This window comes from Streptomyces sp. NPDC021100 (genome assembly GCF_044333095.1).
Classification (GTDB): Bacteria; Actinomycetota; Actinomycetes; order Streptomycetales; family Streptomycetaceae; genus Streptomyces.
Map to the genome: position 1 here is coordinate 221051 of NZ_JBIRQH010000005.1, position 25109 is coordinate 246159.

General features: G+C 74.1%; 22 protein-coding genes. 17 read left to right on the forward strand and 5 right to left on the reverse strand.

What is annotated here, in order from left to right:
* The first annotated feature begins 190 nt into the window (after nt 1–190).
* The 10 genes from ACH4PU_RS13110 to ACH4PU_RS13155 all read left to right on the forward strand — a co-directional run bounded on the left by ACH4PU_RS13110 (nt 191) and on the right by ACH4PU_RS13155 (nt 10360).
* Complete coding sequence (locus ACH4PU_RS13110; RefSeq protein WP_398270470.1) at nt 191–1897, forward strand: nitrite/sulfite reductase; 1707 nt, start codon at nt 191–193, stop codon at nt 1895–1897.
* Nucleotides 1894–2091, forward strand: coding sequence for a hypothetical protein (locus ACH4PU_RS13115; protein WP_398270473.1), 198 nt, complete (start codon nt 1894–1896; stop codon nt 2089–2091). The genes ACH4PU_RS13110 and ACH4PU_RS13115 overlap by 4 nt, the downstream gene beginning before the upstream one ends.
* Nucleotides 2078–2791, forward strand: a complete 714-nt coding sequence (locus ACH4PU_RS13120) for a phosphoadenylyl-sulfate reductase (RefSeq protein WP_398270475.1) — start codon at nt 2078–2080, stop codon at nt 2789–2791. Before ACH4PU_RS13115 ends, ACH4PU_RS13120 begins: the two co-directional genes overlap by 14 nt.
* Nucleotides 2792–2889: 98 nt before the next feature.
* Nucleotides 2890–3423, forward strand: a complete 534-nt coding sequence (gene cysC / locus ACH4PU_RS13125) for an adenylyl-sulfate kinase (RefSeq protein WP_398270478.1) — start codon at nt 2890–2892, stop codon at nt 3421–3423.
* Nucleotides 3420–4337 (forward strand): sulfate adenylyltransferase subunit CysD, encoded by a 918-nt coding sequence (gene cysD / locus ACH4PU_RS13130; RefSeq protein ID WP_398270481.1) that lies wholly within the window; start codon nt 3420–3422, stop codon nt 4335–4337. Before cysC ends, cysD begins: the two co-directional genes overlap by 4 nt.
* Nucleotides 4338–4339: 2 nt before the next feature.
* A complete protein-coding gene (locus ACH4PU_RS13135; protein ID WP_398270484.1) occupies nt 4340–5713 on the forward strand; it encodes a sulfate adenylyltransferase subunit 1 in 1374 nt (457 codons plus the stop codon).
* Between the two features lie 1005 nt (nt 5714–6718).
* Nucleotides 6719–7831 carry an aliphatic sulfonate ABC transporter substrate-binding protein gene (locus ACH4PU_RS13140; RefSeq protein WP_398270487.1) on the forward strand — a complete coding sequence of 371 codons (1113 nt, stop codon included), beginning with the start codon at nt 6719–6721 and terminating at the stop codon, nt 7829–7831.
* A gap of 51 nt (nt 7832–7882) precedes the next feature.
* A complete protein-coding gene (locus tag ACH4PU_RS13145; RefSeq protein ID WP_398270490.1) occupies nt 7883–8713 on the forward strand; it encodes an ABC transporter ATP-binding protein in 831 nt (276 codons plus the stop codon).
* Entirely contained in the window at nt 8700–9590 is an 891-nt protein-coding gene (locus ACH4PU_RS13150; protein ID WP_398270493.1) for an ABC transporter permease, read from the forward strand. The genes ACH4PU_RS13145 and ACH4PU_RS13150 overlap by 14 nt, the downstream gene beginning before the upstream one ends.
* Complete coding sequence (locus ACH4PU_RS13155) at nt 9587–10360, forward strand: sirohydrochlorin chelatase (RefSeq protein WP_398270496.1); 774 nt, start codon at nt 9587–9589, stop codon at nt 10358–10360. Before ACH4PU_RS13150 ends, ACH4PU_RS13155 begins: the two co-directional genes overlap by 4 nt.
* A 49-nt stretch (nt 10361–10409) precedes the next feature.
* On the opposite strand, the gene ACH4PU_RS13160 is transcribed toward ACH4PU_RS13155, so the two are convergent.
* Complete coding sequence (locus tag ACH4PU_RS13160; protein WP_398270499.1) at nt 10410–10904, reverse strand: MarR family winged helix-turn-helix transcriptional regulator; 495 nt, start codon at nt 10902–10904, stop codon at nt 10410–10412.
* A gap of 97 nt (nt 10905–11001) precedes the next feature.
* Between ACH4PU_RS13160 and ACH4PU_RS13165 the strand changes: the two genes are divergently transcribed.
* Nucleotides 11002–11841, forward strand: a complete 840-nt coding sequence (locus tag ACH4PU_RS13165) for an NAD(P)H-binding protein (RefSeq protein ID WP_398270502.1) — start codon at nt 11002–11004, stop codon at nt 11839–11841.
* Between the two features lie 79 nt (nt 11842–11920).
* Here ACH4PU_RS13165 and ACH4PU_RS13170 read toward each other — a convergent pair whose 3' ends face one another.
* The gene (locus tag ACH4PU_RS13170) at nt 11921–12571 is read right to left on the reverse strand and encodes a LysE family translocator (RefSeq protein WP_398270505.1); all 651 of its coding nucleotides are present in this window, start codon (nt 12569–12571) and stop codon (nt 11921–11923) included.
* A 499-nt stretch (nt 12572–13070) separates the two neighbouring features.
* Between ACH4PU_RS13170 and ACH4PU_RS13175 the strand changes: the two genes are divergently transcribed.
* Nucleotides 13071–13949: a phosphotransferase enzyme family protein gene (locus tag ACH4PU_RS13175; protein WP_398270508.1), complete on the forward strand. Its 879-nt coding sequence runs from the start codon at nt 13071–13073 to the stop codon at nt 13947–13949.
* A gap of 37 nt (nt 13950–13986) precedes the next feature.
* Here the strand turns inward: ACH4PU_RS13175 and ACH4PU_RS13180 are convergent, their stop codons facing one another.
* Nucleotides 13987–14658 carry a DUF4097 family beta strand repeat-containing protein gene (locus ACH4PU_RS13180; RefSeq protein ID WP_398270510.1) on the reverse strand — a complete coding sequence of 224 codons (672 nt, stop codon included), beginning with the start codon at nt 14656–14658 and terminating at the stop codon, nt 13987–13989.
* A 229-nt stretch (nt 14659–14887) separates the two neighbouring features.
* On the opposite strand from ACH4PU_RS13180, the gene ACH4PU_RS13185 reads away from it, so the two are divergent.
* On the forward strand, nt 14888–15646 hold the full coding sequence (locus ACH4PU_RS13185; RefSeq protein ID WP_398270513.1) for a helix-turn-helix domain-containing protein: 759 nt from the start codon (nt 14888–14890) through the stop codon (nt 15644–15646).
* Nucleotides 15647–15705: 59 nt separating this feature from the next.
* Here the strand turns inward: ACH4PU_RS13185 and ACH4PU_RS13190 are convergent, their stop codons facing one another.
* Together ACH4PU_RS13190 and ACH4PU_RS13195 are read right to left on the reverse strand one after the other, a co-directional pair.
* Nucleotides 15706–16395 carry a 3'-5' exonuclease gene (locus ACH4PU_RS13190; protein WP_398270516.1) on the reverse strand — a complete coding sequence of 230 codons (690 nt, stop codon included), beginning with the start codon at nt 16393–16395 and terminating at the stop codon, nt 15706–15708.
* A gap of 132 nt (nt 16396–16527) precedes the next feature.
* Nucleotides 16528–17766: an SAV2148 family HEPN domain-containing protein gene (locus tag ACH4PU_RS13195; RefSeq protein ID WP_398270519.1), complete on the reverse strand. Its 1239-nt coding sequence runs from the start codon at nt 17764–17766 to the stop codon at nt 16528–16530.
* A 351-nt stretch (nt 17767–18117) separates the two neighbouring features.
* On the opposite strand from ACH4PU_RS13195, the gene glgX reads away from it, so the two are divergent.
* The 4 genes from glgX to ACH4PU_RS13215 all read left to right on the forward strand — a co-directional run bounded on the left by glgX (nt 18118) and on the right by ACH4PU_RS13215 (nt 25102).
* The gene (glgX, locus tag ACH4PU_RS13200) at nt 18118–20244 is read left to right on the forward strand and encodes a glycogen debranching protein GlgX (protein WP_398270522.1); all 2127 of its coding nucleotides are present in this window, start codon (nt 18118–18120) and stop codon (nt 20242–20244) included.
* A 39-nt stretch (nt 20245–20283) separates the two neighbouring features.
* Nucleotides 20284–22662, forward strand: a complete 2379-nt coding sequence (treY, locus tag ACH4PU_RS13205) for a malto-oligosyltrehalose synthase (RefSeq protein WP_398270525.1) — start codon at nt 20284–20286, stop codon at nt 22660–22662.
* Nucleotides 22663–23054: 392 nt separating this feature from the next.
* Nucleotides 23055–23240, forward strand: a complete 186-nt coding sequence (locus tag ACH4PU_RS13210) for a keywimysin-related RiPP (RefSeq protein WP_398270528.1) — start codon at nt 23055–23057, stop codon at nt 23238–23240.
* Nucleotides 23241–23299: 59 nt separating this feature from the next.
* The gene (locus tag ACH4PU_RS13215; protein ID WP_398270531.1) at nt 23300–25102 is read left to right on the forward strand and encodes an asparagine synthase-related protein; all 1803 of its coding nucleotides are present in this window, start codon (nt 23300–23302) and stop codon (nt 25100–25102) included.
* Nucleotides 25103–25109: the final 7 nt, after the last annotated feature.

Below are 25109 nucleotides of genomic sequence, written 5' to 3' on the forward strand. Positions count from 1 at the left end.
GGCCCCACCCGATTCCGTCCGTTCTCGGGCCGTCCGCTGCACCCTCCCCACCCTGCTGCTCGCCATACCCGCAGGTCAGCGCCGTCATGCCGTCATACAAACGGCACCGGCGGCCGGCCCGCCGGACAGGCGTGCCGCCGGGATGTGCGGTGCCGGCCCGGCGGGCGGACCTCCCGAAGGACAGAACGCCATGGCCGCCACCGCGCAACCCCCCGCAGCCGCCGCGCCGGAGACATCCCGCCGCAAGGCCGGCCGCCACCGTGGCGAAGGCCAGTGGGCCGCGGGCCACTTCACCCCGCTCAACGCCAACGAGCAGGTGAAGAAGGACGACGACGGTCTCAATGTGCGGACACGCATTGAGACGATCTACGCCAAGGCGGGCTTCGCCGCCATCGACCCCGCCGACCTGCGCGGCCGGATGCGCTGGTGGGGGCTGTACACCCAGCGCCGGCCCGGCATCGACGGCGGGAAGACCGCGGTGCTGGCACCGGAGGAGCTGGACGACGAGTACTTCATGCTGCGGGTGCGCGTCGACGGCGGCCGGCTGACCACCGCCCAACTGCGCGTGATCGGGGAGGTGTCCCAGGAGTTCGCGCGCGGCACCGCGGACATCACCGACCGCCAGAACATCCAGTACCACTGGATCCGCATCGAGGACGTCCCCGAGATCTGGCGGCGGCTGGAGGCCGTGGGCCTGTCCACCACCGAGGCGTGCGGCGACACTCCCCGCGTCATCCTCGGCTCGCCGGTCGCCGGCATCGCCGAGGACGAGATCATCGACGGCACCCCGGCCATCGAGGAGATCCACCGCCGCTTCATCGGCAACAAGGACTTCTCCAACCTCCCCCGCAAGTTCAAGACGGCGGTCTCCGGCTCCCCGCTGCTGGACGTCGTCCACGAGATCAACGACGTGGCGTTCGTCGGCGTCCGCCACCCCGAGCACGGCCCGGGCTTCGACCTGTGGGTGGGCGGCGGGCTGTCCACCAACCCGAAGATCGGCGTCCGGCTCGGCGCCTGGGTGCCGTTGGCGGACGTACCGGACGTCTTCGGCGGCGTGATCGGCATCTTCCGCGACTACGGCTACCGGCGGCTGCGCAACCGGGCGCGGCTGAAGTTCCTCCTCGCCGACTGGGGGCCGGAACGGTTCCGCGAGGTCCTGGAGCGGGAGTACCTGGGCCGCCCGCTGCTCGACGGACCCGCGCCCGAGCGCCCGGCGGAGCGCTGGCGCGACCATGTCGGCGTCCACCGGCAGCGCGACGGCCGGTACTACGTCGGCTTCGCGCCGCGCGTCGGGCGGGTGGACGGCAGCACCCTGACGAAGATCGCCGAGCTGGCCGAGGCCCATGGCTCGGGCCGGCTGCGGACCACCGCCGAGCAGAAGATGATCGTCCTCGACGTGCCGGAGGACCGCGTCGCGTCGCTGACCGCCGGCCTGGAGGCGCTGGACCTGCGGGTGACCCCGTCCCCGTTCCGGCGCGGCACGATGGCCTGCACCGGCATCGAGTTCTGCAAGCTGGCGATCGTCGAGACCAAGGCGCGCGGCGCGTCCCTCATCGACGAACTGGAGCGCCGCCTCCCCGAGTTCGACGAGCCGCTCACCATCAACCTCAACGGCTGCCCCAACGCCTGCGCCCGTATCCAGGTGGCGGACATCGGTCTCAAGGGGCAGCTGGTCACCGACGAGCAGGGGCGCCAGGTCGAGGGCTACCAGGTGCACCTGGGCGGGGCGCTCGGCCTGGAGGCCGGGTTCGGCCGCAAGGTGCGCGGCCTCAAGGTGACCGCGGACGGACTGCCCGACTACGTCGAGCGGGTGCTCCGCCGCTACCTGGCCGGCCGCGCGGACGGCGAGCGCTTCGCCGCCTGGGCGGCCCGGGCCGGCGAGGAGGAACTGTCGTGAGCGAGCGCGCCGCCCCCTTCCACTGCCCGTACTGCGGCGACGAGGACCTGCGGCCCCACGAGGAGGGCCACGGCGCCTGGGAGTGCGCCGCCTGCAACCGGGCGTTCCAGCTGAGGTTCCTGGGGCTGCTGTCCCGGGGCCTCTCCGGAGGGCCGGACGACCGGAGGAACGGAGGATCGGATGACCGATCGTGAGTGGACCGCTCGCGACCAGACCGATCGCGAGCGGCTCGCCCTCCGCGCCGGCCGCGAACTGGAGGACGCCCCAGCCGAGGAGATCCTGCGCTGGGCCGTGGACACCTTCGGCGACCGCTTCTGCGTCACCTCCTCCATGGAGGACGCCGTCGTCGCCCACCTCGCCTCCCGCGTCCGGCCCGGCGTGGACGTCGTCTTCCTCGACACCGGCTACCACTTCCCGGAGACCATCGGGACGCGCGACGCGGTGGCGGCGGTGATGGACGTCAACGTCATCACCCTCACTCCGCCGCAGAGCGTCGCCGAGCAGGACGCCGCGTACGGCCCGGCGCTGCACGACCGCGACCCGGACCTGTGCTGCGCACTGCGCAAGGTGCGGCCGTTGCGGGAGGGGCTGGCGGGGTACGACGCGTGGGCGACCGGGCTGCGCCGCGACGAGTCCCCGACCCGGGCCGCGACGCCCGTCGTCGGCTGGGACGCCCGGCGCGGCAAGGTGAAGGTCGCGCCGATCGCCCGCTGGACGCAGGACGACGTGGACGCGTACGTCGCCGAACATGGCGTGCTCGCCAACCCGCTGCTCATGGACGGGTACGCGTCCATCGGCTGCGCGCCCTGCACCCGCCGGGTGCGGGAGGGCGAGGACGCGCGGGCCGGCCGCTGGGCGGGCCGGTCCAAGACCGAGTGCGGGCTGCACGGATGACCGGATACCACGCGCCACACGAGTCGTACGCGCCACACGCACCTCACGCGTCGTACGCGCCCCACGAACCGAACCGACCGACCTCCTGGGAGAACCGGATGACGGGTGCCACGGTGTGGCTCACCGGCCTGCCGAGCGCGGGCAAGACGACGATCGCCCGCGCGCTCGCGGACCGGCTGCGGGCCGAGGGACGCCCGGTGGAGGTGCTGGACGGCGACGAGATCCGCGAGTTCCTCTCCGCCGGCCTGGGCTTCTCCCGCGCCGACCGGGACGTCAACGTCCGGCGCATCGGCTTCGTCGCCCAACTGCTCGCCGCCCACGGCGTGACGGTCCTCGTCCCCGTCATCGCCCCGTACGCCGACACCCGCGAGGCCGTGCGCAAGCGCCACCAGGCGCTGGGCACCGGGTACGTGGAGGTGCACGTGGCGACACCCGTCGAGGTCTGCTCGGTGCGGGACGTCAAGGGCCTGTACGCCCGCCAGGCGGCCGGCGAGCTCACCGGCCTGACCGGTGTCGACGACCCGTACGAGGCGCCGGACGACCCCGACCTGCGCATCGACGCCCACGAGCGGACGGTGGCGGAGTCGGCGGACGCGGTGCACGCGCTGCTGGCGGGGAGGGGAGTGCTGTGACGGCTCGCGGTGACAGCCCGTACGCCCTGTCGCACCTCGACGCGCTGGAGTCGGAGGCGGTGCACGTCTTCCGGGAGGTGGCGGGCGAGTTCGAACGGCCGGTGCTGCTGTTCTCCGGCGGCAAGGACTCCGTCGTCATGCTGCACACGGCGCTGAAGGCGTTCGCCCCGGCCCCGCTGCCGTTCGCGCTGCTGCACGTGGACACCGGGCACAACTTCCCCGAGGTGCTGGCCTACCGCGACCGCGTCGTCGCCCGGCACGGGCTGCGGCTGCACATCGCGTCCGTCCAGGAGTTCATCGACGACGGACGGCTGCGCGAACGCCCCGACGGCACCCGCAACCCGCTGCAGACCGTGCCGCTGCTGGACGCCATCGAACGGCACCGCTTCGACGCGGTGTTCGGCGGCGGCCGGCGGGACGAGGAGAAGGCGCGGGCGAAGGAACGCGTGTTCTCGCTGCGCGACGAGTTCGGCGGCTGGGACCCGCGCCGGCAGCGGCCCGAGCTGTGGGACCTCTACAACGGCCGGCACTCGCCCGGCGAGCACGTCCGCGTCTTCCCCCTCTCCAACTGGACCGAGCTGGACGTCTGGCAGTACGTAGCCCGCGAGGGGATAGAACTCCCCTCCATCTACTACGCCCACGAGCGCGAGGTCTTCGCCCGGTCGGGGATGTGGCTGACCCCCGGTGAATGGGGTGGCCCCCGGGACGGGGAGCGGGTCGAGAGACGCGTGGTGCGCTACCGGACGGTCGGTGACATGTCCTGCACGGGCGCCGTGGAGTCGGACGCCGCCACCGTCGACCGCGTCATCGAGGAGATCGCCGCCTCCCGGCTCACCGAGCGGGGCGCGACGCGCGCCGACGACCGGCTGTCGGAGGCCGCGATGGAAGACCGCAAGCGCGAGGGGTACTTCTGATCATGAGCATCTCCAGCACCACCGGAATCGCCGGCATCGCCACGGAGCCCGCCGCCGCCACCTCGCTGCTGCGCTTCGCCACCGCCGGTTCTGTCGACGACGGCAAGTCCACGCTGGTCGGACGGCTGCTGCACGACTCCAAGTCGGTCCTGGCCGACCAGTTGGAGGCCGTCGAGCACGCCTCCCGCGACCGCGGCCACGACGCGCCCGACCTGGCGCTGCTGACCGACGGGCTGCGGGCGGAGCGCGAGCAGGGCATCACCATCGACGTCGCCTACCGCTACTTCGCCACCGCCCGCCGCCGGTTCGTCCTCGCCGACACCCCCGGGCACGTGCAGTACACCCGCAACATGGTCACCGGCGCGTCCACCGCCGAACTGGCCCTCGTCCTGGTCGACGCCCGGCACGGCGTCGTCGAGCAGACCCGCCGGCACGCCGCCGTGGCCGCGCTGCTGCGCGTCCCGCACCTGGTGCTGGCGGTGAACAAGATGGACCTGGTGGACTGGTCCGAGGCCGTCTTCGCCCGGATCGCCGAGGAGTTCACGGCGTACGCGGGCTCGCTCGGCGTCCCCGACGTGACCGCGATCCCGGTCTCGGCGCTCGCGGGCGACAACGTCGTGACGCCCTCGGCCCACCTGGACTGGTACGGCGGCCCGACCGTCCTGGAGCACCTGGAGACCGTCCCGGTGATCGCCGACCCCACCGGCGACCCGGCCCGGTTCCCCGTCCAGTACGTGATCCGCCCACGGACCGCCGGCCACCCCGACTACCGCGGCTACGCCGGCCGGATCGCCTCCGGCGTGCTGCGCGTCGGGGAGCGGGTGACCGTCCTGCCGTCCGGCCGGACGAGCACGATCACCGCGATCGACGCGCTCGGCACGCCGGTGGACGTGGCGTGGGCCCCGCAGTCGGTGACCGTGCGGCTCTCCGACGACCTCGACGTCGCGCGCGGCGACCTCATCGCCCCGGCGGCGGGCGCGCCGGAGCCGGTCCGGGACGTCGAGGCGACCGTCTGCCACGTCGCCGACCGGCCGCTGCGGGAGGGCGACCGGGTGCTGCTGAAACACACCACGCGCACGGTGAAGGCCGTCGTCAAGGCGCTTCCCTCGCGACTCGATCCGGCGGACCTGGCCCTCCGCCCGTCCCCGGGCGCGCTGGCCGCCAACGACATCGGCCGGGTGGTGCTCCGCACCGCCGAGCCGCTGGCGCTGGACGACTACGCGGTGTCCCGGAGCACCGGCGCCTTCCTGCTGATCGACCCGGCCGACGGGACGACGCTGACCGCCGGCATGGCGGGCCCGGCGTTCACGGCGGCGTCCGAAAGGCCGGGGCCGGACGCCACGCCCCCGGCCACGGACGACGGCTGGGACTTCTGATGCCCGGCGAAGGGGGCCGAGGCGAACCGCGCCCGAGCGGACCGTCCCGGGACCGGCGGGTTCCCGGCCGCCGGCCGGAACGCCCGACGACGAACGGCGACGGCCGGCGCGGGCCGGGCGCGGGCGGACACGGACCGTGGAGCCACGGCCCCCGGCCCGGACTTCCGACACCGGACGGCAACAGCCGGTACGGAGGGAACGAGGACGGACACCAGCCATCGGGCCCCGGACGACACCCGTGGCTTGCCACGCCGGACGGCAGCGGCCGACGCGGGCCCGGCACGGGCGATCACGAATCGTCAGGCCCCGGCCGGCGGCCGGGTTCTCCGGCCGCGGAGGGTCCGGAGCCCGTTCCGGGCGTCTTCGCGACCTTCGGTCGCCTGGGCGGCCGGGTCGGCGGCGGGACGCTCGGCAGCGGCCGGGGCGGTGTCGCGCGATGTGCGGGCGGGCGGCCCGTGGCGTACGCCGGGTGACGGCGGGCGGTGCGGCGCAGGCCGCTCCCGTGGAAGCCGCTCCGCTGGAGGCCGCTTCCGTCGAGGCCGGGTGACGGGCGTGGCGGGGGCTCGTCCGTCACCCGCGACGGGCCGACGTCCGGGGCGCCTCCGACGCCGGGGGCCGTCCGTCCCGCCGGGCGCGCGGTACACGGAGGAGGCCCCCGCATCCGGCGGCGGCCGCCGTACCGCCACGCGTGCGACGCGTCCGGCGTCCGGTGCCGACCGGTCGGCGACGGCGCCCGGTGCCGGGCACGGGCCCGCCGTGCCGCACCGGCACCGCGCCCCGCGGCACGGCGCCCGTACGGTCGCCGCCGCCGCACCGGACCACACGGGCCGCGAGGCCCGCGCGGCACGGCGGCCCCGCCCGTCGTCGCCGCACCACGCACCGCCCCGCAATATCCGTGCAACAGCCGCGCAACACCCCTGTCGGAACCTCCTGTTCAAGCCCCCGCCGCTCCCCCGCGCCTCGCGCCGACGCTCCCCCACCGCCCCGCCGAGAGGAACCACCCCCATGCCCGCCTCCGCCCGCCGCCGACCACGCGCGGCCGCCGTTCCCCTCCTGGCCCTGGCCCTCACCCTGACTCTGGCGTCCTGCGGCTACGGTTCCGCGAAGGACGACACGCGCCCCGCCGGCCAGGCCGCCGCCGGGGCGGCGAAGCTGTCGGCCGACTCCGTCACCATCGGCTACTTCCCCAACATCACGCACGCCACCCCGCTGGTCGGCGAGCAGGAGGGCATCCTCCGCAGGGAGTTGGGCGGCACCAAGCTGAAGTCGACCACGTTCAACGCGGGCCCGTCCGAGATCGAGGCGCTCAACGCCGGGTCGATCGACATCGGCTGGATCGGCCCCTCTCCGGCGATCAACGGCTACGTCAAGGCCAAGGGCGAGAACCTGCGGATCATCTCCGGCTCGGCGTCGGGCGGCGTCAAGCTCGTCGTCGACCCCAAGAAGATCCGCACGCTCGACGGCGTCAAGGGCAAGCGGATCGCCACCCCGCAGAAGGGCAACACCCAGGACGTCGCCTTCCTCAACTGGATCGCGGGCAAGGGCTGGAAGGTCGACCCGCAGAGCGGCAAGGGCGATGTGTCGGTGGTGCGGACGGACAACAAGGTCACGCCGGACGCGTTCAAGTCCGGTGCGGTGGACGGCGCGTGGGTGCCCGAGCCGACCGCGTCGAAGCTGGTGTCCGAGGGCGGCAAGGTGCTGCTGGACGAGTCGTCCCTGTGGCCGGGCGGGAAGTTCGTCATCACGAACGTGATCGTGTCGCGGAAGTTCCTCGATCGGCACCCGGACGTCGTCGAGGCCGTGCTGCGCGGCTCGGTGCGCACCAACGCCTGGATCGCGGCCAACCCGGCGAAGGCGAAGGAGTCCGCCAACGCGGCGCTGAAGAAGCTGTCCGGCAAGGCGCTGCCGGCCGACGTCCTGGACCCGGCGTGGGCGTCCATCCGGACCACCGACGACCCGCTGGCGGCCACGCTGCGGGCCGAGGCCGACCACGCGGTCACCGCCGGCCTGCTGGACAAGCCGGACCTGTCCGGCATCTACGACCTGGCTCCGCTCGACAAGGTCCTCAAGACCGAGGGCCGGCCGCCCGTCGACGCGGCGGGGCTCGGCCGGCAGTAGGCGGTACGACCCGTTCCCGCACGCACCACCGACCGCACACAGGAGGTCCGGATGGCCCCGACCCCGACCACCACGACCACCGACACGACCGGCACCCCCCTCGCACCGGCGGGCGACGCGCCGCCCGCCGTCCGGATCGACCGCGTCCACAAGCACTTCGGCCGGTCCGGCGACGGCCGCCCGGTCCTGGAGGACATCACGCTCGACGTCCGCCCCGGGGAGTTCGTCTGCCTGCTGGGGGCCAGCGGCTGCGGGAAGTCCACGCTGCTGAACCTGGTCGCCGGACTGGACCGGCCCACCGCGGGCACCATCGACGTGCCCGGCGGCCGGCCGGCGCTGATGTTCCAGGAGCACGCCCTGTTCCCGTGGCTGACGGCCGGCCGCAACATCGAGCTCGCGCTGCGGCTGCGCGGCGTGCCCCGGGCCGACCGGCGCGCGGAGGCCGAGCGGCTGCTCGACCTCGTCCGGCTGGGCGGCGCGCACCGCAAGCGGGTGCACGAGCTGTCCGGCGGCATGCGGCAGCGCGTCGCCCTCGCCCGGGCGCTGGCGCAGGACAGCCGGCTGCTGCTGATGGACGAGCCGTTCGCCGCGCTCGACGCCATCACCCGGGACGTGCTGCACCACGAACTCACCCGGATCTGGTCGGAGTCGTCGGAGCCGGGGTCCGCGCTGTCGGTGCTGTTCGTCACGCACAACGTGCGCGAGGCGGTACGGCTGGGGCAGCGCGTGGTGCTGCTGTCGTCCCGGCCGGGCCGGGTGGCGCGGGAGTGGACGGTCGGCATCCCGCAACCGCGCCGCATCGAGGACGCGGCGGTCGCCGACCTGTCCGTGGAGATCACCGAGGAACTGCGTGGGGAGATCCGCCGCCATGGCAAGCACTGAGACCGCCTCCACGGGGACCGCCTCCACCGACCTGGCCGGGCTGGAGGCCGGACTCGACGCCCTGGACGCCGTCCCGGTCGAACGCCCGCCGCTGCGGCGGGTGCTGCTGCACAAGGTGCTGCCGCCGGTCACGGCCGTCGTCCTCGTCGTCGCCGTCTGGAAGCTGCTGGTCGTCGCCGGGGTCACGGAGGACTACAAGCTGCCCGACCCGTCCGCCGTCTGGCACAGCCTCCGCGAACTCTGGCTCCAGGGAACGCTGTTCGACATCATCTGGACCAGCGTCTCGCGCGGCCTGCTCGGCTTCCTGGCCGCGCTCGCCCTGGGCACGCCGCTCGGCCTGCTGGTGGCGCGCGTGCCCTTCGTCCGCGCGGCGCTCGGCCCCATCCTCTCCGGCCTCCAGTCGCTGCCCTCGGTGGCGTGGGTACCGGCCGCGGTCATCTGGCTGGGGATCACGGACGCGGCGATGTACGCGGTGATCCTGCTGGGCGCCGTCCCGTCCATCGCCAACGGGCTGGTGTCCGGCATCGACCAGGTGCCGCCGCTGTACCTGCGGGCCGGCCGCACCCTGGGCGCGACGGGGGCCCGGGGCGCACGCCACGTCCTGCTGCCGGCGGCACTCCCCGGCTACCTCGCCGGCCTCAAGCAGGGCTGGGCGTTCTCCTGGCGCTCCCTGATGGCGGCCGAACTCATCGCGTCCTCCCCCGACCTGGGGCTGGGCCTGGGCCAGTACCTGGAGAACGCGCGCACCGACTCCGACATGCCGGGGGTGCTGCTCGGCATCCTGCTGATCCTCTTCGTCGGCATCGCCATCGACCTGGCGGTCTTCAGCCCCCTGGAACGCCGGGTGCTCCGCACCCGGGGACTGGCGGCGAAGTGACGGACACGCCCCCCGCGCTGCTCCTCGTCGCCCACGGCAGCCGCGACCCGCGCCACGCGGCGACCGTCGCCGCCCTGCGCACCCGGGTCGCGGCCCGCCTCCCGGGCGTACGGGTCGCGGCCGGCTTCCTGGACCTCCGCGCCCCCGACGTACCGACGGCCCTCGGCCGCCTGGCGGAGGACGGGGTACGGACGGCGGTGGCCGTACCGCTGCTGCTGACGCACGCCTTCCACGCGTCGACGGACATCCCCGACGTACTCCGTACCGCCACCCCGCCGGGGCTGGCGGTCCACCGGACGCCGGTGCTGGGCCCGTCCCCCCTCCTCCTCTCGGCTCTGGAAAGACGCCTGCGCGAGGCGGGCGTCCCCGCGCACGCCCGCCGCACCACGGGCGTCGTCCTGGCCGCCGCCGGCTCCTCCGACCCGACGGCCACCGCCGCCGTCGAAGCCCTGGCCCGCACCTGGCAGTCCACCGGCTGGCACACCGTCCGCCCCGCCTACGCCTCGGCCACCGGCCCCCGCACGGACGACGCGGTCCGCGCCCTCCGCGCCGACGGCTGCCACCGCGTCGCCGTGGCCCGCTACATGCTGGCCCCCGGCCGCCTCCCGGACCGCATCGCGGCGGGCGCCCACGCGGCGGGCGCCGACGCGGTGGCGGAACCGCTGGGCGCGGCGCGGGAGGTGGTGACGCTGCTGGTGCGGCGGTACGAAGAAGGGGCGGTGGGGGCCGCGGCGCGTACCGGCACGCGGGAGGCGCGCGCGGCGGCTTAGCGCCGGGAGCGGCCGATGGCCGCCTCCGGCCCGCCCGGCCGGGCGCCCCTCACTTCCGCCCGGCCGCCTCCGCCCGCAGGCGTTCGGTCTGGGTACGGCCCACCTCCGAGGCGCGGCGGAGGTAATCACCGATGACGGCGAGTTGTTCGTCGGTGTAGCCCGCCAGTACGTCGCCGAAGGCCCGGCCCGGTTCGCCCCATGCGGCGCGGACGGTGGCGAGGGAACCGGGGGTGAGGGAGACGAGGGCGCGGCGGCGGTCGGTGGGGTCGGTGTGGCGTTCCGCGAGGCCGGACTTGATGAGGCGGTCGACGAGGCGGGTGGCGGAGCCCGGGGTCAGGCCGGTGAGGCGGGCGATCTCGCCGGTGCACAGCGGGTGGTCCTGCTCGGCCAGGACGCCGACGCACTGGAGGTCGGTGGGGTGCAGGCCCAGGCGGTCGGCCAGGGCCTGGTTGAACAGGGTCCACACCGCGTAATGGCTCCGGCTCTCGGCCTCGATCCGCGCGAGCAGCTCGGCGCGCTCCGGTACTCGGTCTCCGTCCGCCATGGAAATCCCCTTGCGTTAGTCGATCTTTGCGCGACACAATCTTTGCGTGGCGCACGGTTCGTGTGCCTCCCCCATGCTACGGAAGGCTCTCCAGATCATGACGACTCTCGTGACCGGCGGCCGCGGGCGCGTGGCCCGTGCCCTCGTCGACCTTCTGCGCGCCGACGGCCGTCCGGTCCGCGTCGCCTCGAACGCGCCCGAGCGGCTGGAGCTGCCGGACGGCACGCCCACCGTGCGCTGTTCGCTCGGCGAGCCGGAGACGTTCCCCGCCGCCCTCGACGGTGTGACGTCGGTCTTCCTCTACGCCCGGGCGTCGCACGCCGACGCCTTCCTCGCCGAGGCGGCGCGGGCCGGGGTGGAGCACATCGTCCTGCTGTCGTCGACGGCCGCGCTGGCGCCGGAGGACGTCCGGAACCCGATCGTCGACATGCACCGGGACGCCGAGCGGGCCCTGGCGGCGTCCCCGATCGTCTCCACCGCGCTGCGGCCGGGCGGCTTCGCCACCAACGCGCTCGGCTGGGCCCACGCCATCCGCTCCGAGGGCGTCGTCCGCCTCCCCTACCCCGACGCGCACTCCGCCTCCATCCACGAGCGGGACATCGCCGGGGCCGCCCACGCGGTGCTCACCTCCGAGGCGCACCGCGGCACCGGGCACACGCTCTCCGGACCGGAGTCGCTCACCTACCGGGAACAGGTGGAGCACATCGGGCGCGCCGTGGGGCGGACCCTGACCGTCGAGACCGTGAGCCCGGAGGAGTGGAAGCGGTCGGTCTCCGCCTTCATGCCGGAGGTCAACGCGGACACGCTGCTCGCCGCGTGGCGGGCCGCGGACGGCGTTCCGGAGGCGGTCGCGCCCGGCGTCGAGCTGCTGACGGGGCGTCCGGCCCGTACGTTCGCGGCGTGGGCCGAGGAGCACGCGGCGGACTTCACCGCCTGAGCGGACTTCGCGCCTGAACGCGCTTCGGGCCTGAGCGGGCTGCACGCCTGAACGGGCCTCACGCCTGAGCGGCCGGGAATCAGACCACCGACTCGGCGGCCGTCCCGAGGCCCAGCGCCAACAGGACGCCTCCCGTGGCGCGTTCCAGGTTGCGGTGGACGCGGGGGCGGCGCAGCCAGGCCATGAAGCGGGTGGCGCCGAGGGTCACGAGCAGCAGCCAGGCGGCGGCGATCACCGCGTCGATCACCCCGAAGAGGAGGGTGGTGGTGAGCGGGGACGCGCCGTCCGGCAGGAACTGCGGGGCGACCGCGACGAAGAAGACGCCGACCTTGGGGTTGAGCAGGCAGCTCAGCACGCCCTGCCGGAAGGCCGCGCCGGCGCCGAGCGCCCCGGGCGCGTCGCCCTCCGGCACCACGGCCGGCGGCTCCTTGGACAGGGCGACGGCGCGGCGCTGCGCCCAGAGCGCCTGGGCACCGAGGAAGACGAGGTAGGCGGCGCCGGCGAGTTTGACGAACGTGAACGCCGCGTCCCACCGCTGGAGCGCCGCCGCCAGGCCGAACGCGGCGGCCACGCCCCAGCCCAGCGAACCCACGGCCGCCCCGAGGCCGGTGGCGGCGCCGGCCCGGCGCCCGCCGCGCAGGCAGTTGCGCAGCACGAGCACGAGGTCGGGGCCCGGTGAGACCGTCACCAGGAGGGAGAAGAGGGCGAAGCCGAGTATCGCGGTCGTCATGCAGCACTCCAGTCACACGTCGGTGACCGGAGCCTAATGCGGCCGCCAGGGACGGCTACGGGGAGTTCCGAGGGCCGCCGGTGACGGAGACGACCGCCGTGCCCCGTGGGGGTGAGGCACGGCGGCCGAGGGGACCGTACCAGGCGGTCGGTACCCCGCGCGTCCGATCGCCGACGGCCGGACGGCCCGGTTCCGCCGCGCCGGGCCGGTCCGCGAGCCGCGGGGCGCGTCCGACGAGGGCAGCAGTGGTTTCCCGCCTCTTTCCCCCTCTTCCCGGCCCCTTCCACCTCTCTTCCGCCTCTTCCTCGCCTCGGCGATCCGTCCACGGGGACGGACGTTCGACGGCCGGCGGCCCCGGCGGACGGCCGCCGGTGCGGACCCCGGCGCCGGCAGACGGCAGAATGCCCGGGACACCCCTCACAGGGACGCCGGGCGCCGGACGCCCGCGTCGCGGGGCCGAGGGGACGGAACGAGAGCGAGGGTACGGACGGTGGCCGACGTGTCGGAGGCGGCATTCACGGAGCGGCGGGCGCGCGCCCTCCTGACACGGGCCGGGGTGACGGAGCCCGCGGCACGCGACGCGACGCTGCTCGCCCTGGGCGAGAACGCGGTGTTCGCGGCCGGCGGCCTGGTGGTGAAGGTCGGACGGCACGCCACGCTCGCCGACCGCGCGCGCCGCGAACTGCGCGTCGCCGCCTGGCTGGCGGAGAGCGGCGTCCCGGCCGTGCGGCCTGCCGAGGCGGACGTGGTGATGGCGGACGGGCACCCGGTGACGCTCTGGCACCGCCTCCCCGACGCCGTCCGCCCCGCGGCCCCCGAGGACCTGGCCGAGCTGCTCCGGCTCGTCCACGCCCTGCCCGTCCCGGACTTCGGCCTGCCGCCGCGCGAGCTGCTCGACGGTGTCGAGCGCTGGCTGCTGCTGGCCGGCGAGGCGATCGACCCGGCGGACGCCGCGTACCTGCGCGAGCGGCGCGACGGTTTCGCCGGGGCCGCCGCCGCGCTCGTCCCGCACCTGCCGCCGGGCCCGGTGCACGGCGACGCGCTCCCCCGCAACGTCCACGTGGGTCCGGACGGGCCCGTCCTGGTCGACCTGGAGACCTTCGCCGCGGACCTGCGCGAGCACGACCTGGTCGTCATGGCCCTCAGCCGCGACCGCTACGGCCTCGACCCGCACGCCTACGACGCCTTCGTCCGCGCCTACGGCTGGGACGTCCGCGAGTGGGACGGCTGCGCGGTGCTGCGCGGGGCGCGCGAGACGGCCAGTTGCGCCTGGGTCGCCCAGCACGCACCGGGCAACCCGGCCGCGCTCGCCGAGTTCCGCCGCAGGGTCGCGTCCCTGCGGGACGGCGATCCGGCGGTCCGCTGGCGGCCTTTCTGACGGCCGGCGGCCGGCGCACGCTCCGCCGGACACGGCGTCAGACACTGCGCGCGGTGATGTCACCGTAGGAGGTGGTCGCGCGGATCTTCAGGCCGGCGTCCGCGCCCTCGCTGTTCTTGAGGGCGTTGTGGATCCGGCCGTAGGCGGTGCCCGCGTCCAGCGACGCGGAGACGCCGCGGGCCGCGCCGACCGACACCTCACCGGCCTCGGTGTGCAGCACGACTGTGCCGCGCATCGCCTCGGCGACTCGGAGGTCGCCCTTCCGGGAGCTGATCTCCGCGTCGCCGCCCAGGCGTCCGACCGAGACGTCACCGGCCTGGAGAACGAGGCGGGCGCTCGCGGCCTCGTCGAGCTTGACCTCGCCCCGCGCGCTCTCGAAGGCGACGTCGCCGAGCCGTCCGACGCCCCGGAGTTCACCGTCGGCGGTCTTCGCGTCGACCCGGGAACCGGCGGGCAGCCGGACGGTCACCTCGGCCGATCCGGAGCTGCCGAGGACCGGGCTCTTCGCCGGCTCGGCCGTGATCCGCAGGACACCGTCGTCATAGGTGACCGCGATCCGCTCCGCGGCCTTGACGTCCCGGGCCTTGGAGGCGTCCGTGGGCAGGACCTCGACCACGGTGTCGGCCCGGTCGGCGGCGATGAACCGGACGCGGCCCGCGGGGATGGCGAGGACGGCGGAGATGGGGGCGGGGGTGGCGAACTTCTGCACGGTGGTCTCCTTGCTCGATCTCTTTCCGACGAAGGAAACGCTACGTTGCATTTACGAACCCCACAACGACTCCGTTGCATGAACTCTCCATTCCTGCAGGTAGATCGGGGTAAATCATTGCAACGACCCTGACAGGTAACGCAACATCAACCCGCCTACCGTTGCAATGAGATGAAAGCGAACGCTATGGTGGCGGCTCCCCGGGACCAGGACCGTGAAGGAGGACGAGATGCCGGGAGGCAGACTCACCCAGCAGGAACGCCGACAGATCGCGCTGGGCCTGGCCGACGGCCTCGCCTACGCGGAGATCGCCCGCCGTCTCGACCGTCCGACCTCGACGGTCACCCGCGAGGTGATGCGCAACGGCGGCCCCACCGCCTACCGCTCCGACCTGGCCCACCGTGCCACCGAGCACCGCGCCCGGCGGCGCGGACGGGCCGCGCCACGGTCCGCGGAAGCGCCCCCGCAACTCCACGGACGCGACGCCGAGGCCGTGCGCGCGTACGAGGAGACGTTCACCACCGTCCTCATGGCGTCGGGCGTGCCCAGGATGATGGCCCGGGTGCTGGCCTGCCTCACCCTCACCGACTCCGGCAGCCTCACCGCCGCCGAACTCGTCCGCCGCCTCCAGGTGAGCCCGGCTTCCGTCTCCAAGGCGGCCGCGTTCCTCGAGAGCCAGGGGCTCATCCGCCGGGAGCGCGACCAGGGCCGCCGGGAGCGCTACACCGTCGACGACGACGTCTGGTACCAGTCGATGATGGCCAGCGCCCGCTCCCTCGCCGGGCTCGTCGGGACCGCGCGGCAGGGCGTCGGCGTCCTCGGCTCCGACACCCCGGCCGGCATCCGCATGGAGAACATCGCACGCTTCCTCGACTTCGTCTCCGAGAGCACCTTCCGCGCCGCCGAGCAGGCCCGGGAGGTGCTCCACACGAAGCCGCGACCGGCCCGGGAGCAGGGCCTCCAGGCCGAACCCGACGACGCTCGGTAGCCGCACCCGGTAGCCGGCAGCCGCGCCCGGCAGCCATCCGGCGGGCCCCGCTCCCCGCCTTACCGCAGCGGCCACCTCCCGTCCACCACGGCCCCCTCCTGCCCCTGCCTCCGCAGCCACGCCTGGTAACCCGCGGCCCACTCGCCGTACCAGCGCACCTGCCGGCGATGCAGGTCCGTCAGATCGGCCTCCCCTATGCCCGGGTGCCGCTCGGCTATCGCGCGGGCGACCCGTACCGCCGCAAGGGCGTCGGCGCCCGCCTCGTGGGCGGCGTCCAGGACGACCCCGTACTCGGCGCAGACCGCGCCGAGGGTACGGCGTCCCTTGCGGTAGCGGTCGACGGCACGGTCGATGGTGAGGGGGTCGACGACCGGGCCGAGCCCCTCCGGCAGCAGCGGCGGCAGGCCGTACCGGCGCAGCTCGGCGGCGAGGAGGCTGAGGTCGAAGGCCGCGTTGTAGACGACGACCGGGGTGCCCGCCGCCCAGTGGGCGGCCAGTGTCCGCCCTATCTCCGCGACCACCTCGTCCGCGGGCCGGCCCTCCGCCGCCGCCCGTTCCCCGGTGATGCCGTGGATGGCCGCGGCCTCGTCCGGGATCGGCACGCCGGGGTCTGCGAGCCAGCTCCTCCGGCCCACCGGCTCACCGGCCTTGGTCTCCACGACGGCCGCCGTGACGATCCGCGCCTCCGCCGGATCCGTCCCCGTCGTCTCCAGGTCGAAACCGACCAGCAGCTCCCCGTGCCAGCCCATGGCACATCCCCCCTCGGTGGTGCTTTCCCCGTTGGAAGACCAGCCTCGCACGAGGCACTGACAACGGGCTGATGCCGCGTCATGCCAGCCGGCAGACAAGGAAGGGCAGGTGGGCGCCAGGCGGGGCGGACCTCAGGAGACCGGCCGCGAGTCCTGCCAGACCCCTTCGAACTCCTCGCGATAGGTGTCGAACAGCCCGTGCTCGTCGGGCGCCTGCGCCCGCACCTCGGTGCGCCGGCCACCCCGCAGCACCAGCACCGGCGCCTCCATCCCGCGCGCCTTGCGCAGGTAGGGCTGGACGACGGCGAGCCCGTCCGGTCCGTCGCCGTTGACGAGGTAGGCGGTGAAGCGCGGGGTCTCGTCGAAGACGCGGATCTCGAACGAGGTGGGATCGGTCAGCCGGTCGCGCACCCGCCGCATGTGCATGATGTTCATCTCCACGGACCGGCTCATCTCGCCCTTCTTCAGGCCGAGCTCGCGCTCGCGGCGGCGGACCGCGCTGCTCGCCGGGTTGAGGAAGAGGAGCCGCGCCCGGCAGCCGTGCTCGGCGAGCCGCACCAGCCGGCGCCCCGAGTAGTTCTGCACCAGCAGGTTGAGGCCGATGCCCACCGCGTCGAGGCGGCGGGCGCTGCCGAAGAGGTCCTCGACGGGCAGCTGCCGCTGCAGCCGCACCCGGTCCGGGTGGACGCCGACGACGTCCGCGTACCGGTCGCCGACCAGGTCCTCGACCGCGTCGACGGGCAGCCGGTCGACGGAGTGCCCGCCGGGGCCGCTGCCGAGAATGTCCAGGAGCCGGGTGGACGCCCGTTCCGCCTGGTCGAGGACGGTCCGGGAGAGGGCCCGGTTGCGGGAGACGACGTTCCGGGTGACCTCCAGCTCGTCGAGGGCCAGTTCGAGCTCGCGCCGGTCGTCGAGGTACGGCTCGAAGCACGGCCAGTGCTGGACCAGCAGTTCCCGCAGCTGGGGCAGGGTGAGGAAGCTGAGGACGTTGTCGTCGGCCGGATCGAGGAGGTAGCCCTTGCGGCGGCTGACCTCGCGGACGGCGACGGCCCGCTGCACCCACTCCTGCCCGGCGGGGCCGGCCGCGGCGACGACCCACTCGTCCTCGCCGTGCACCGGCTCGTACACCGGCCGCAGCACGGCGGCGACGACGGCGCGCAGCCGCTGCTCCACCAGATTCAGCCAGATGTAGGCGCGGCCGGCGCGGCGGGCGCGGGTGCGCACCTCGCTCCACGCGGCGGCGTCCCAGTCCAGCTCCGCCCCGATCTCACCGGGGCGTACCAGCGAGACCGCGCCGAGGGGTGCACTGCCGGGCGCTTCCTCCCCCGCGTCGCCGTCCGCAGGGGGCAGCTCCAGCCCGCCCGAGCTCACCCGTCCACCGCCTTCCGCCCCCGTTCAATGATCAAGGCAGACTACTGCGCCCACGGGAGGCGGCGCACACGGGCCGGTTGACCACACGGTGAACTCACGTGCCGGATGAGGCGGTTGTCGGAGGACGCCGAGACGGGAGTGACCTGACTCATAGTGATATGCGGCACTGAGCACGGAGAAAGGCCGAAACCCGCTTGCGGAAGGCGTGCGTCCGAGGGGGAAATCCCGCCCGTCACCCGGGTGGACGTGGCCCGCCGGGCGGTGGGGGCGGCGCTTTTGGGGAAGATCTGTATCTCGACGGTCCGGGGCAACGGTGCCCGGGAGAGCCGGAGACGCGAGAGAGTCGAGCCTATGCAGGTCTGGCCGGGACAGGCGTATCCCCTCGGTGCCACCTATGACGGTGCGGGCACCAATTTCGCGGTCTTCTCCGAGGCGGCGGAGCGGATCGAGTTGTGCTTGCTGCACGACGACGGTTCGGAGACGGCGGTCGAGCTGCGGGAAAGCGACGCGTTCGTGCGCCATGCCTATCTGCCGGGGGTGATGCCGGGCCAGCGGTACGGCTTCCGGGCCCACGGTCCGTACGCCCCCGAGCGGGGGCAGCGGTGCAACTCCGCCAAGCTGCTCCTGGATCCGTACGCACGAGCGGTGAGCGGTGCCGTCGACTGGTGTGAGGCCGTCTACGGCTATCACTTCGCCGACCAGGACGCCCGCAATGACCTGGACTCCGCTCCGCACATGATGACGTCCGTCGTCGTCAATCCGTACTTCGACTGGGGCGACGACCGGCCGCCGCGCACCGAGTACCACCGCACGGTCATCTACGAGGCGCACGTCAAGGGTCTGACGATGCTTCACCCGGAGCTGCCGGAGGACGTCCGGGGCAGCTACGCGGCGCTGGCGCACCCGGCGATCGTGAACCACCTCAAGGACCTGGGGGTGACGGCGATCGAGCTGATGCCGGTGCACCAGTTCGTCAACGACCACCGCCTGGTGGACCTGGGCCTGGCCAATTACTGGGGTTACAACACGATCGGTTTCTTCGCCCCGCACAACGCCTACGCCTCGTGGGGCGACCGCGGGCAGCAGGTGCTGGAGTTCAAGTCGGCGGTGCGGGCGCTGCACGAGGCCGGCATCGAGGTGATCCTGGACGTCGTCTACAACCACACGGCCGAGGGCAATCACCTGGGGCCGACGCTCTCGTTCCGCGGTCTGGACAACGCCTCGTACTACCGGCTGGCGGACGACCCGCGGTTCTATATGGACACCACCGGCACCGGGAACTCGCTGCTGATGCGCAGTCCCCATGTGCTCCAGCTCATCATGGACTCGCTGCGCTACTGGGTCACCGAGATGCGGGTGGACGGGTTCCGGTTCGATCTGGCGGCGACGCTCGCCCGGCAGTTCCACGAGGTGGACCGGCTGTCGTCGTTCTTCGACCTGGTGCAGCAGGACCCGGTGGTGAGCCAGGTGAAGCTGATCGCGGAACCGTGGGACGTCGGGGAGGGCGGCTACCAGGTCGGGAACTTCCCGCCGCTGTGGACCGAGTGGAACGGCAAGTTCCGGGACACCTGCCGGGACCTGTGGCGCGGTGAACCGGCCACCCTGGCCGACTTCGGCTCCCGGCTGACCGGCTCCTCCGACCTCTACCAGGACGACGGCCGCCGCCCGCTCGCCTCCGTCAACTTCGTGACCTGCCACGACGGCTTCACCCTGCACGACCTGGTCTCGTACAACGAGAAGCACAACGAGGCCAACGGCGAGGACAACCGGGACGGCGAGAGCCACAACCGGTCGTGGAACTGCGGCGCCGAGGGCGAGACCGAGGACCCGGCCGTGCTCGCCCTGCGCGAGCGGCAGATGCGCAACCTCATCGCCACCCTGCTGCTCAGCCAGGGCGTGCCGATGATCAGCCACGGCGACGAGTTCGCCCGCACCCAGCGCGGCAACAACAACGCCTACTGCCAGGACAGCGAGCTGTCCTGGGTGCACTGGCCCGGCCCGGACGGCACGGCGGCCGAGCGGGCGCGGCGCATGCTGGCCTTCACCCGCGCCATGGTCTGGCTCCGCCGGGACCACCCGGTCTTCCGCCGCCGCCGCTTCTTCCACGGCCGCCCGGAGCAGGGCACCTTCAACGAGCTGTCCGACATCGCCTGGTTCACCCCGGATGGGGAGGAGATGCGGGACGCCGACTGGCAGGCCGCGTACGCCAAGTCGCTGACGGTCTTCCTCAACGGCGGCGCCATCTCCGAACCGGGGCCGCGCGGGGAGCGGGTGGCCGACGACTCGTTCCTGCTGCTGTTCAACGCCCATCACGGGCCGCTGGACTTCGTCATCCCGCCGGACCACGGGCGGCTCTGGCAGGTCGTGGTCGACACGGCGCTCCCGGACGGGGTGACGGACGACGGGCGGAAACTCGCCGCCGGCGACCGGCTCACGCTGACCGACCGGAGCATGGCCGTCCTGCAACGCCCGCTCTAGGGGGAGCACATGGCCCTCCGGCTGGGTACGGATGTTCCCATGAAGCGCGACAGCCCGGCGCCTCCGACGGCGACCTACCGCCTCCAGCTCCAGCCCGCCTTCCCGTTCGCCGCGGCCGAGCGGGCCGTGCCCGCCCTCGCCGCCCTCGGCGTATCCCACCTGCACCTCTCCCCCATCCTCGAGGCCGTCCCCGGCTCCGCGCACGGGTACGACGTGACGGACCACACGGCGGTCCGGGCCGAGCTCGGCGGCGAGGAGGGGCTGCGCGCGCTGTCCCGCACCGCCCGCGCCCACGGGCTCGGCCTGGTCCTCGACATCGTGCCCAACCACATGGCCGTCCCCGCGCCCGAGCACCTCAACGGGCCGCTGTGGGAGGTGCTGCGGGACGGCCCGGTCTCCCGCTACGCCCGCTGGTTCGACATCGACTGGGCCGAGCACGGCGGCCGGGTGCTGCTCCCCCTGCTGGCCGGCCGGCTCGGTGACGAGCTCGGCCGCTTCACCGTCCACGAAGGCACCCTGCGCTACTACGACCACGTCCTCCCCCTGCGCCCCGGCACCGAGAAGCTGCCGCTGCCCGAGCTGCTGGACGCCCAGTGGTACCGGCCGGCCTGGTGGCGGCTGGCCCGCACCGAGCTCAACCACCGTCGCTTCTTCACCGTCTCGGAGCTGATCGCCGTCCGTGTCGAGGACCCGGCGGTCTTCGGGGCCACGCACGCCAAGGTGCTCCAGCTGCTGCGCGAGGGGGTGGCCGACGGGCTGCGGATCGACCACCCGGACGGGCTCGCCGACCCGGCCGGCTATCTGCGGCGGCTGCACGAGGCCACCGGGGGCCGCTGGACGGTCGTCGAGAAGATCCTCGCCCGCGACGAGACGCTGCCCGCCGGCTGGCCGGTGGCCGGCACCACCGGCTACGACGCCCTCCACCACATCGACGGCCTCTTCACCGACCCGGCCGGCGCCGAGCGGCTCACCGCGGCCTACCGGGCGTTCGCCGCGCCGCCGCCCGACCGCGGCGGCGACTGGGCGGCGACGGCCCGGCGGGCCGCCTGGCGGATGGTCTCCCACGAGCTGGTGACGGAGGTCGAACGCCTCGTCCGCGTCGCCGGCCGGATCTGCGACGGCGCGCTGCCGCTCCGCGACCACGCCCTCTGGGCGCTGCGCACGGCCCTCTGCGAGATCCTCGTCCGGCTGCCCGTCTACCGCCCCTACGCCCGGCCCGGCGAGCCCGTGGCGCCCGCCGACGCCGTCTTGCTGGAGGAGGCCGCGCGGGAGGCGCGGGCGGCGTTCGCCGTGCCGGAGGAGGCGGACGCGGTGGACGTGGTGAAGGACGCGGCCCTGGGACGGCTCGGCGACGGCCCGGAGCACCGGGACTTCTGCGCCCGGTTCGCCCAGACCGCCGCCGCCCTGCACGCCAAGTCCGTCGAGGACACCGCCTTCTACCGCTACGCGCCCCTGCTCTCGGCGACGGAGGTCGGCGGCTCCCCCGGCCGGCCCGCCGTCGCGCCCGGCGCGTTCCACGCCTTCTGCGCCCGGCTGCAGCGCGACTGGCCCGCCACCGGCACCGTCCTGTCCACCCACGACACCAAGCGCGGCGCCGACGTCCGGGCGCGGATAGCGGTCCTCGCCGAGTACCCGGACGAGTGGGCGCGGCTGCTCGCCCGGCTGACGGAACGGACGCCCGCGCCCGAGCCGCACGTGGCCTGGACGGCCTGGCAGACCGCCTTCGGCCTGGGCGAACCGGACGCCCTGCGGCTCGTCCCCGCCGTCCTCAAGGCCGTCCGGGAGGCGGCGTTGCGGACGACGTGGACCGAGCCCGACGCGGCGTACGAGGAGGCGGTGGAGCGCTTCGTCGTCGCGGGGCCCTGCGGCCCGGCCCACGAGGAGCTCACCGCCTTCGCGGCGGCCACCGCGGCGTCCGTCCGGGCCGGCACGCTGGGTGCGGCGCTGCTCCACCTCACCATGCCCGGCGTCCCCGACGTCTACATGGGCACCGAACGCGTCTCCCGCACCCTCGTCGACCCCGACAACCGCCGCCCGCCGGACTTCGCGGCCGGGGAGCCCACGGATCCCACCTCCTTGGCCGCCGAGAAGCTCCACCTCACCCGTACCGCCCTGCGCCTCCGTCGCGCCCACCCCGCCTGGTTCGGCCCGGACGCCACGTACGTCCCGCTGACCGCCGCCGGCCCCGCCGCCGACCACTGCGTCGCCTTCGCCCGCTCGGGCGAGGCGGTGACGGTGGTGACACGGCTGGCACGGGGGCTGGAGGCGGCGGGCGGCTGGGGCGATACGGCGCTGGGCCTCCCCGAAGGCGGAGGCGGCGGGTGGCGCGAGCTGCTGACGGGCCGGGCGTGCGAGGAACGGGTGCTGCTGGGACGGTTGTTGCACCGGTACCCGGTGGCGCTGCTGACGCGGGAGTGAGGGGCCGGGCCCGACCCGGACGCCGCCCGCGCCCCGGGAGCGGTGGCGGGGCGGCCCCACTCGCCCGAAAAGCCGTCGGTGATGCCTGAATTTCGGTGCATTTACCTGGAGTCCACAACACCGGAAAGGTAAATGGCGACGCTTAGGGCACCCTTTACCGAAAACCCCCCTCCCGGGCCGACGAAACCACCGAAACAGAGTGCGCCGTTCCGCAACTCCATTGACTTCAGGGCCAATTCTGGGTTGCCCGCGGTGATCCGCCGTGGTTACGGTTGATCGTCTTCCCGGGAAGGACACCCGGTTTCCGGACAAGCCGCGGACGTGCAGCTCGATCATGCCTGTGAACAGCACGCTCGCGTCGTTCCCCACCGGGAAAACACCGTATCCACCGTATGCACCGCATCTACAAGGAAGAGGGTGAATGTGCGATGAAGAACGACGAGGCGACTGAGCTGCGTGCGCTCGCACCGTACGAGGCTCCGCAAATGTTCGAGGCCGGCTCTTTCCAGGAGGAGACCGGCTACCTCGGCCTCGAGGGCGTCGAGCCGATCACTCACAGCTTCTCGAAGTTCTGGTAATCCCGTTCGAAGTCCTGGTGAATCCGTCGTGATCCGGCGGCCCGTACAAGGAGGTTGAGGTGACCGGTCAAGGAGAACGGTTCTTCGTGGTTCTGCCGGACCACGAGACGGCGGCGGCGGCCGCCGGCCGGCTTCCTCCGGGCCATACGCGGATCATGACGCACCCGTCCGGCCGCCCCTGGGTGGTCGGCCGGACGGGCGCCGAACCCGTCGTCGCCGTCGCGGCGGGCACGACGCGACTCGTCGTCGTCGGCCACTGCTCGGCGAGCCGGTCGGAGCTGACGGCCCTCGCCGCCCGCACCACCGATCCGGCGCGGCTCGACGGGCCGGCCTCCCGCTGGGCCGGCAGCCACCACCTCATCGCCTCCGTCGGCGGCCGGATCCAGATCCGGGGCAGCGCCTCCGGCCTGCGCCGCGTCTTCCACGGCAGCCTCGACGGCCTGGCCGTCGCCGGCGACCGCGCCGACGTCCTGGCCGCCCTCACCGGCGCGCCCCTCGACCGGACCGCGCTGGCGCTGCGCCTGCTCGGCTCCCTTCCGCACCCGCTGAGCGACCGTCCGGCGTGGCGGGGCGTGGACGCCGTCCCGCCCGGCTCCCGGCTGACCCTCTCCCCCGACGGCCGGCGGCACCGCGTCGACCGCTGGTGGCAACTCCCGGAGGCGGTCCGTCCGCTGGCGGAGGCGGCGGCACCGCTGCGGCGGGCCCTGGAGGAGGCGGTCCGCGTCCGCACCCGGGACGCTTCCACGCTGACCAGCGATCTCTCCGGCGGCATGGATTCCACCTCCATCACCGTGCTGGCCGCCCGGGAGCCCGTCGCGCTGACCGCCTTCACCGTGGAGAACGACGACGGCGTCGACGACGACGTGTACTGGGCCCGGCTGGCCGCGGCCCGGCTGCCGCGGCTGAAACACATCGTCTTCCCCGAGCGGGACCTGCCGTCCTTCTTCAGCGGTCTCACCGGCCTCGCCGGGCTGCCGGACGAGCCGTCGACCGCCCTGCTGAGCGCCCCCAGACTGCGGGCCCTGCGCGCCATCGCCGCCGGACACGGCTCCCGTCTGCACCTCGACGGGCTCGGCGGGGACCAGAACCTGACCGGCCACCCGGCCCGCTACCACGACCTGCTGCGCAGCCGCCCGTTGACCGCCGCCAGGTCCCTGTACGCCTACCGGCGGCTCGCCGGCTTCCCCCTGGCCGACGCGGCCCGGACGCTGCTGGACGGCGACTCCTACCGCCGCTGGCTCACCGCGGAGGCCGCCGCCCTGGTCCGGGGCCGCGCCCGCCGCGCCCGCGACCGGGCCTTCGACTGGGGCGGCGCCCTGCGCCTGCCCCCGTGGGCCACCCCCGAGGCACGGCACCTGATCACCGTCGCCCTGCGGGAGACCGTCCGGACGGCCGTACCGCTCGCGCCGGCCCGCGGCGCCCACGCCGACCTGCTGGCGCTCCAGGACGCCGGACGGCAGGTCCGTGGCTTCCACCAGCTCACGAGCACCGACGAGCTCCTGTCGGCCTCGCCGTTCCTGGACGACCGGGTGGTCGAGGCGTGCCTCGCCACCAGGCCCCAGGACCGCGTCACCCCATGGGAGTTCAAACCGCTGGCCAAGGCCGCGATGCGCGGGATCATGCCGCCGGAAGTGCTGGAGCGGCGGACGAAGTCGGACGGCGGGACGATCGCCGCCGAGGGCTTCGCCGCGCACCGCCGGGAACTCGCCGCGCTCTGGGACTCCTCCCGGCTCGCCGCCCTGGGTCTGGCCGACCCCGCGCCGCTCCGCGCGCTCTGCGAACGCCCGTACGCGGCCCGCTCCCACGAGGGGGACTTCGCCACCGCGCTGGCCTGCGAGCTGTGGGCGCGGTCCGCCGGCTGACCCGCCC

What these genes read in the sequence shown, in the direction of transcription:
- ACH4PU_RS13170 (WP_398270505.1), bottom strand. Translation starts at nt 12,571, where the DNA reads ATGACGACCGCGATACTCGGCTTCGCCCTCTTCTCCCTCCTGGTGACG.
- ACH4PU_RS13145 (WP_398270490.1), top strand. Translation starts at nt 7,883, where the DNA reads ATGGCCCCGACCCCGACCACCACGACCACCGACACGACCGGCACCCCC.
- ACH4PU_RS13185 (WP_398270513.1), top strand. Translation starts at nt 14,888, where the DNA reads ATGCCGGGAGGCAGACTCACCCAGCAGGAACGCCGACAGATCGCGCTG.
- ACH4PU_RS13120 (WP_398270475.1), top strand. Translation starts at nt 2,078, where the DNA reads ATGACCGATCGTGAGTGGACCGCTCGCGACCAGACCGATCGCGAGCGG.
- ACH4PU_RS13150 (WP_398270493.1), top strand. Translation starts at nt 8,700, where the DNA reads ATGGCAAGCACTGAGACCGCCTCCACGGGGACCGCCTCCACCGACCTG.
- ACH4PU_RS13165 (WP_398270502.1), top strand. Translation starts at nt 11,002, where the DNA reads ATGACGACTCTCGTGACCGGCGGCCGCGGGCGCGTGGCCCGTGCCCTC.
- ACH4PU_RS13160 (WP_398270499.1), bottom strand. Translation starts at nt 10,904, where the DNA reads ATGGCGGACGGAGACCGAGTACCGGAGCGCGCCGAGCTGCTCGCGCGG.
- glgX (WP_398270522.1), top strand. Translation starts at nt 18,118, where the DNA reads ATGCAGGTCTGGCCGGGACAGGCGTATCCCCTCGGTGCCACCTATGAC.
- ACH4PU_RS13110 (WP_398270470.1), top strand. Translation starts at nt 191, where the DNA reads ATGGCCGCCACCGCGCAACCCCCCGCAGCCGCCGCGCCGGAGACATCC.
- ACH4PU_RS13135 (WP_398270484.1), top strand. Translation starts at nt 4,340, where the DNA reads ATGAGCATCTCCAGCACCACCGGAATCGCCGGCATCGCCACGGAGCCC.
- cysC (WP_398270478.1), top strand. Translation starts at nt 2,890, where the DNA reads ATGACGGGTGCCACGGTGTGGCTCACCGGCCTGCCGAGCGCGGGCAAG.
- ACH4PU_RS13190 (WP_398270516.1), bottom strand. Translation starts at nt 16,395, where the DNA reads ATGGGCTGGCACGGGGAGCTGCTGGTCGGTTTCGACCTGGAGACGACG.
- ACH4PU_RS13210 (WP_398270528.1), top strand. Translation starts at nt 23,055, where the DNA reads ATGCACCGCATCTACAAGGAAGAGGGTGAATGTGCGATGAAGAACGAC.
- ACH4PU_RS13140 (WP_398270487.1), top strand. Translation starts at nt 6,719, where the DNA reads ATGCCCGCCTCCGCCCGCCGCCGACCACGCGCGGCCGCCGTTCCCCTC.
- treY (WP_398270525.1), top strand. Translation starts at nt 20,284, where the DNA reads ATGAAGCGCGACAGCCCGGCGCCTCCGACGGCGACCTACCGCCTCCAG.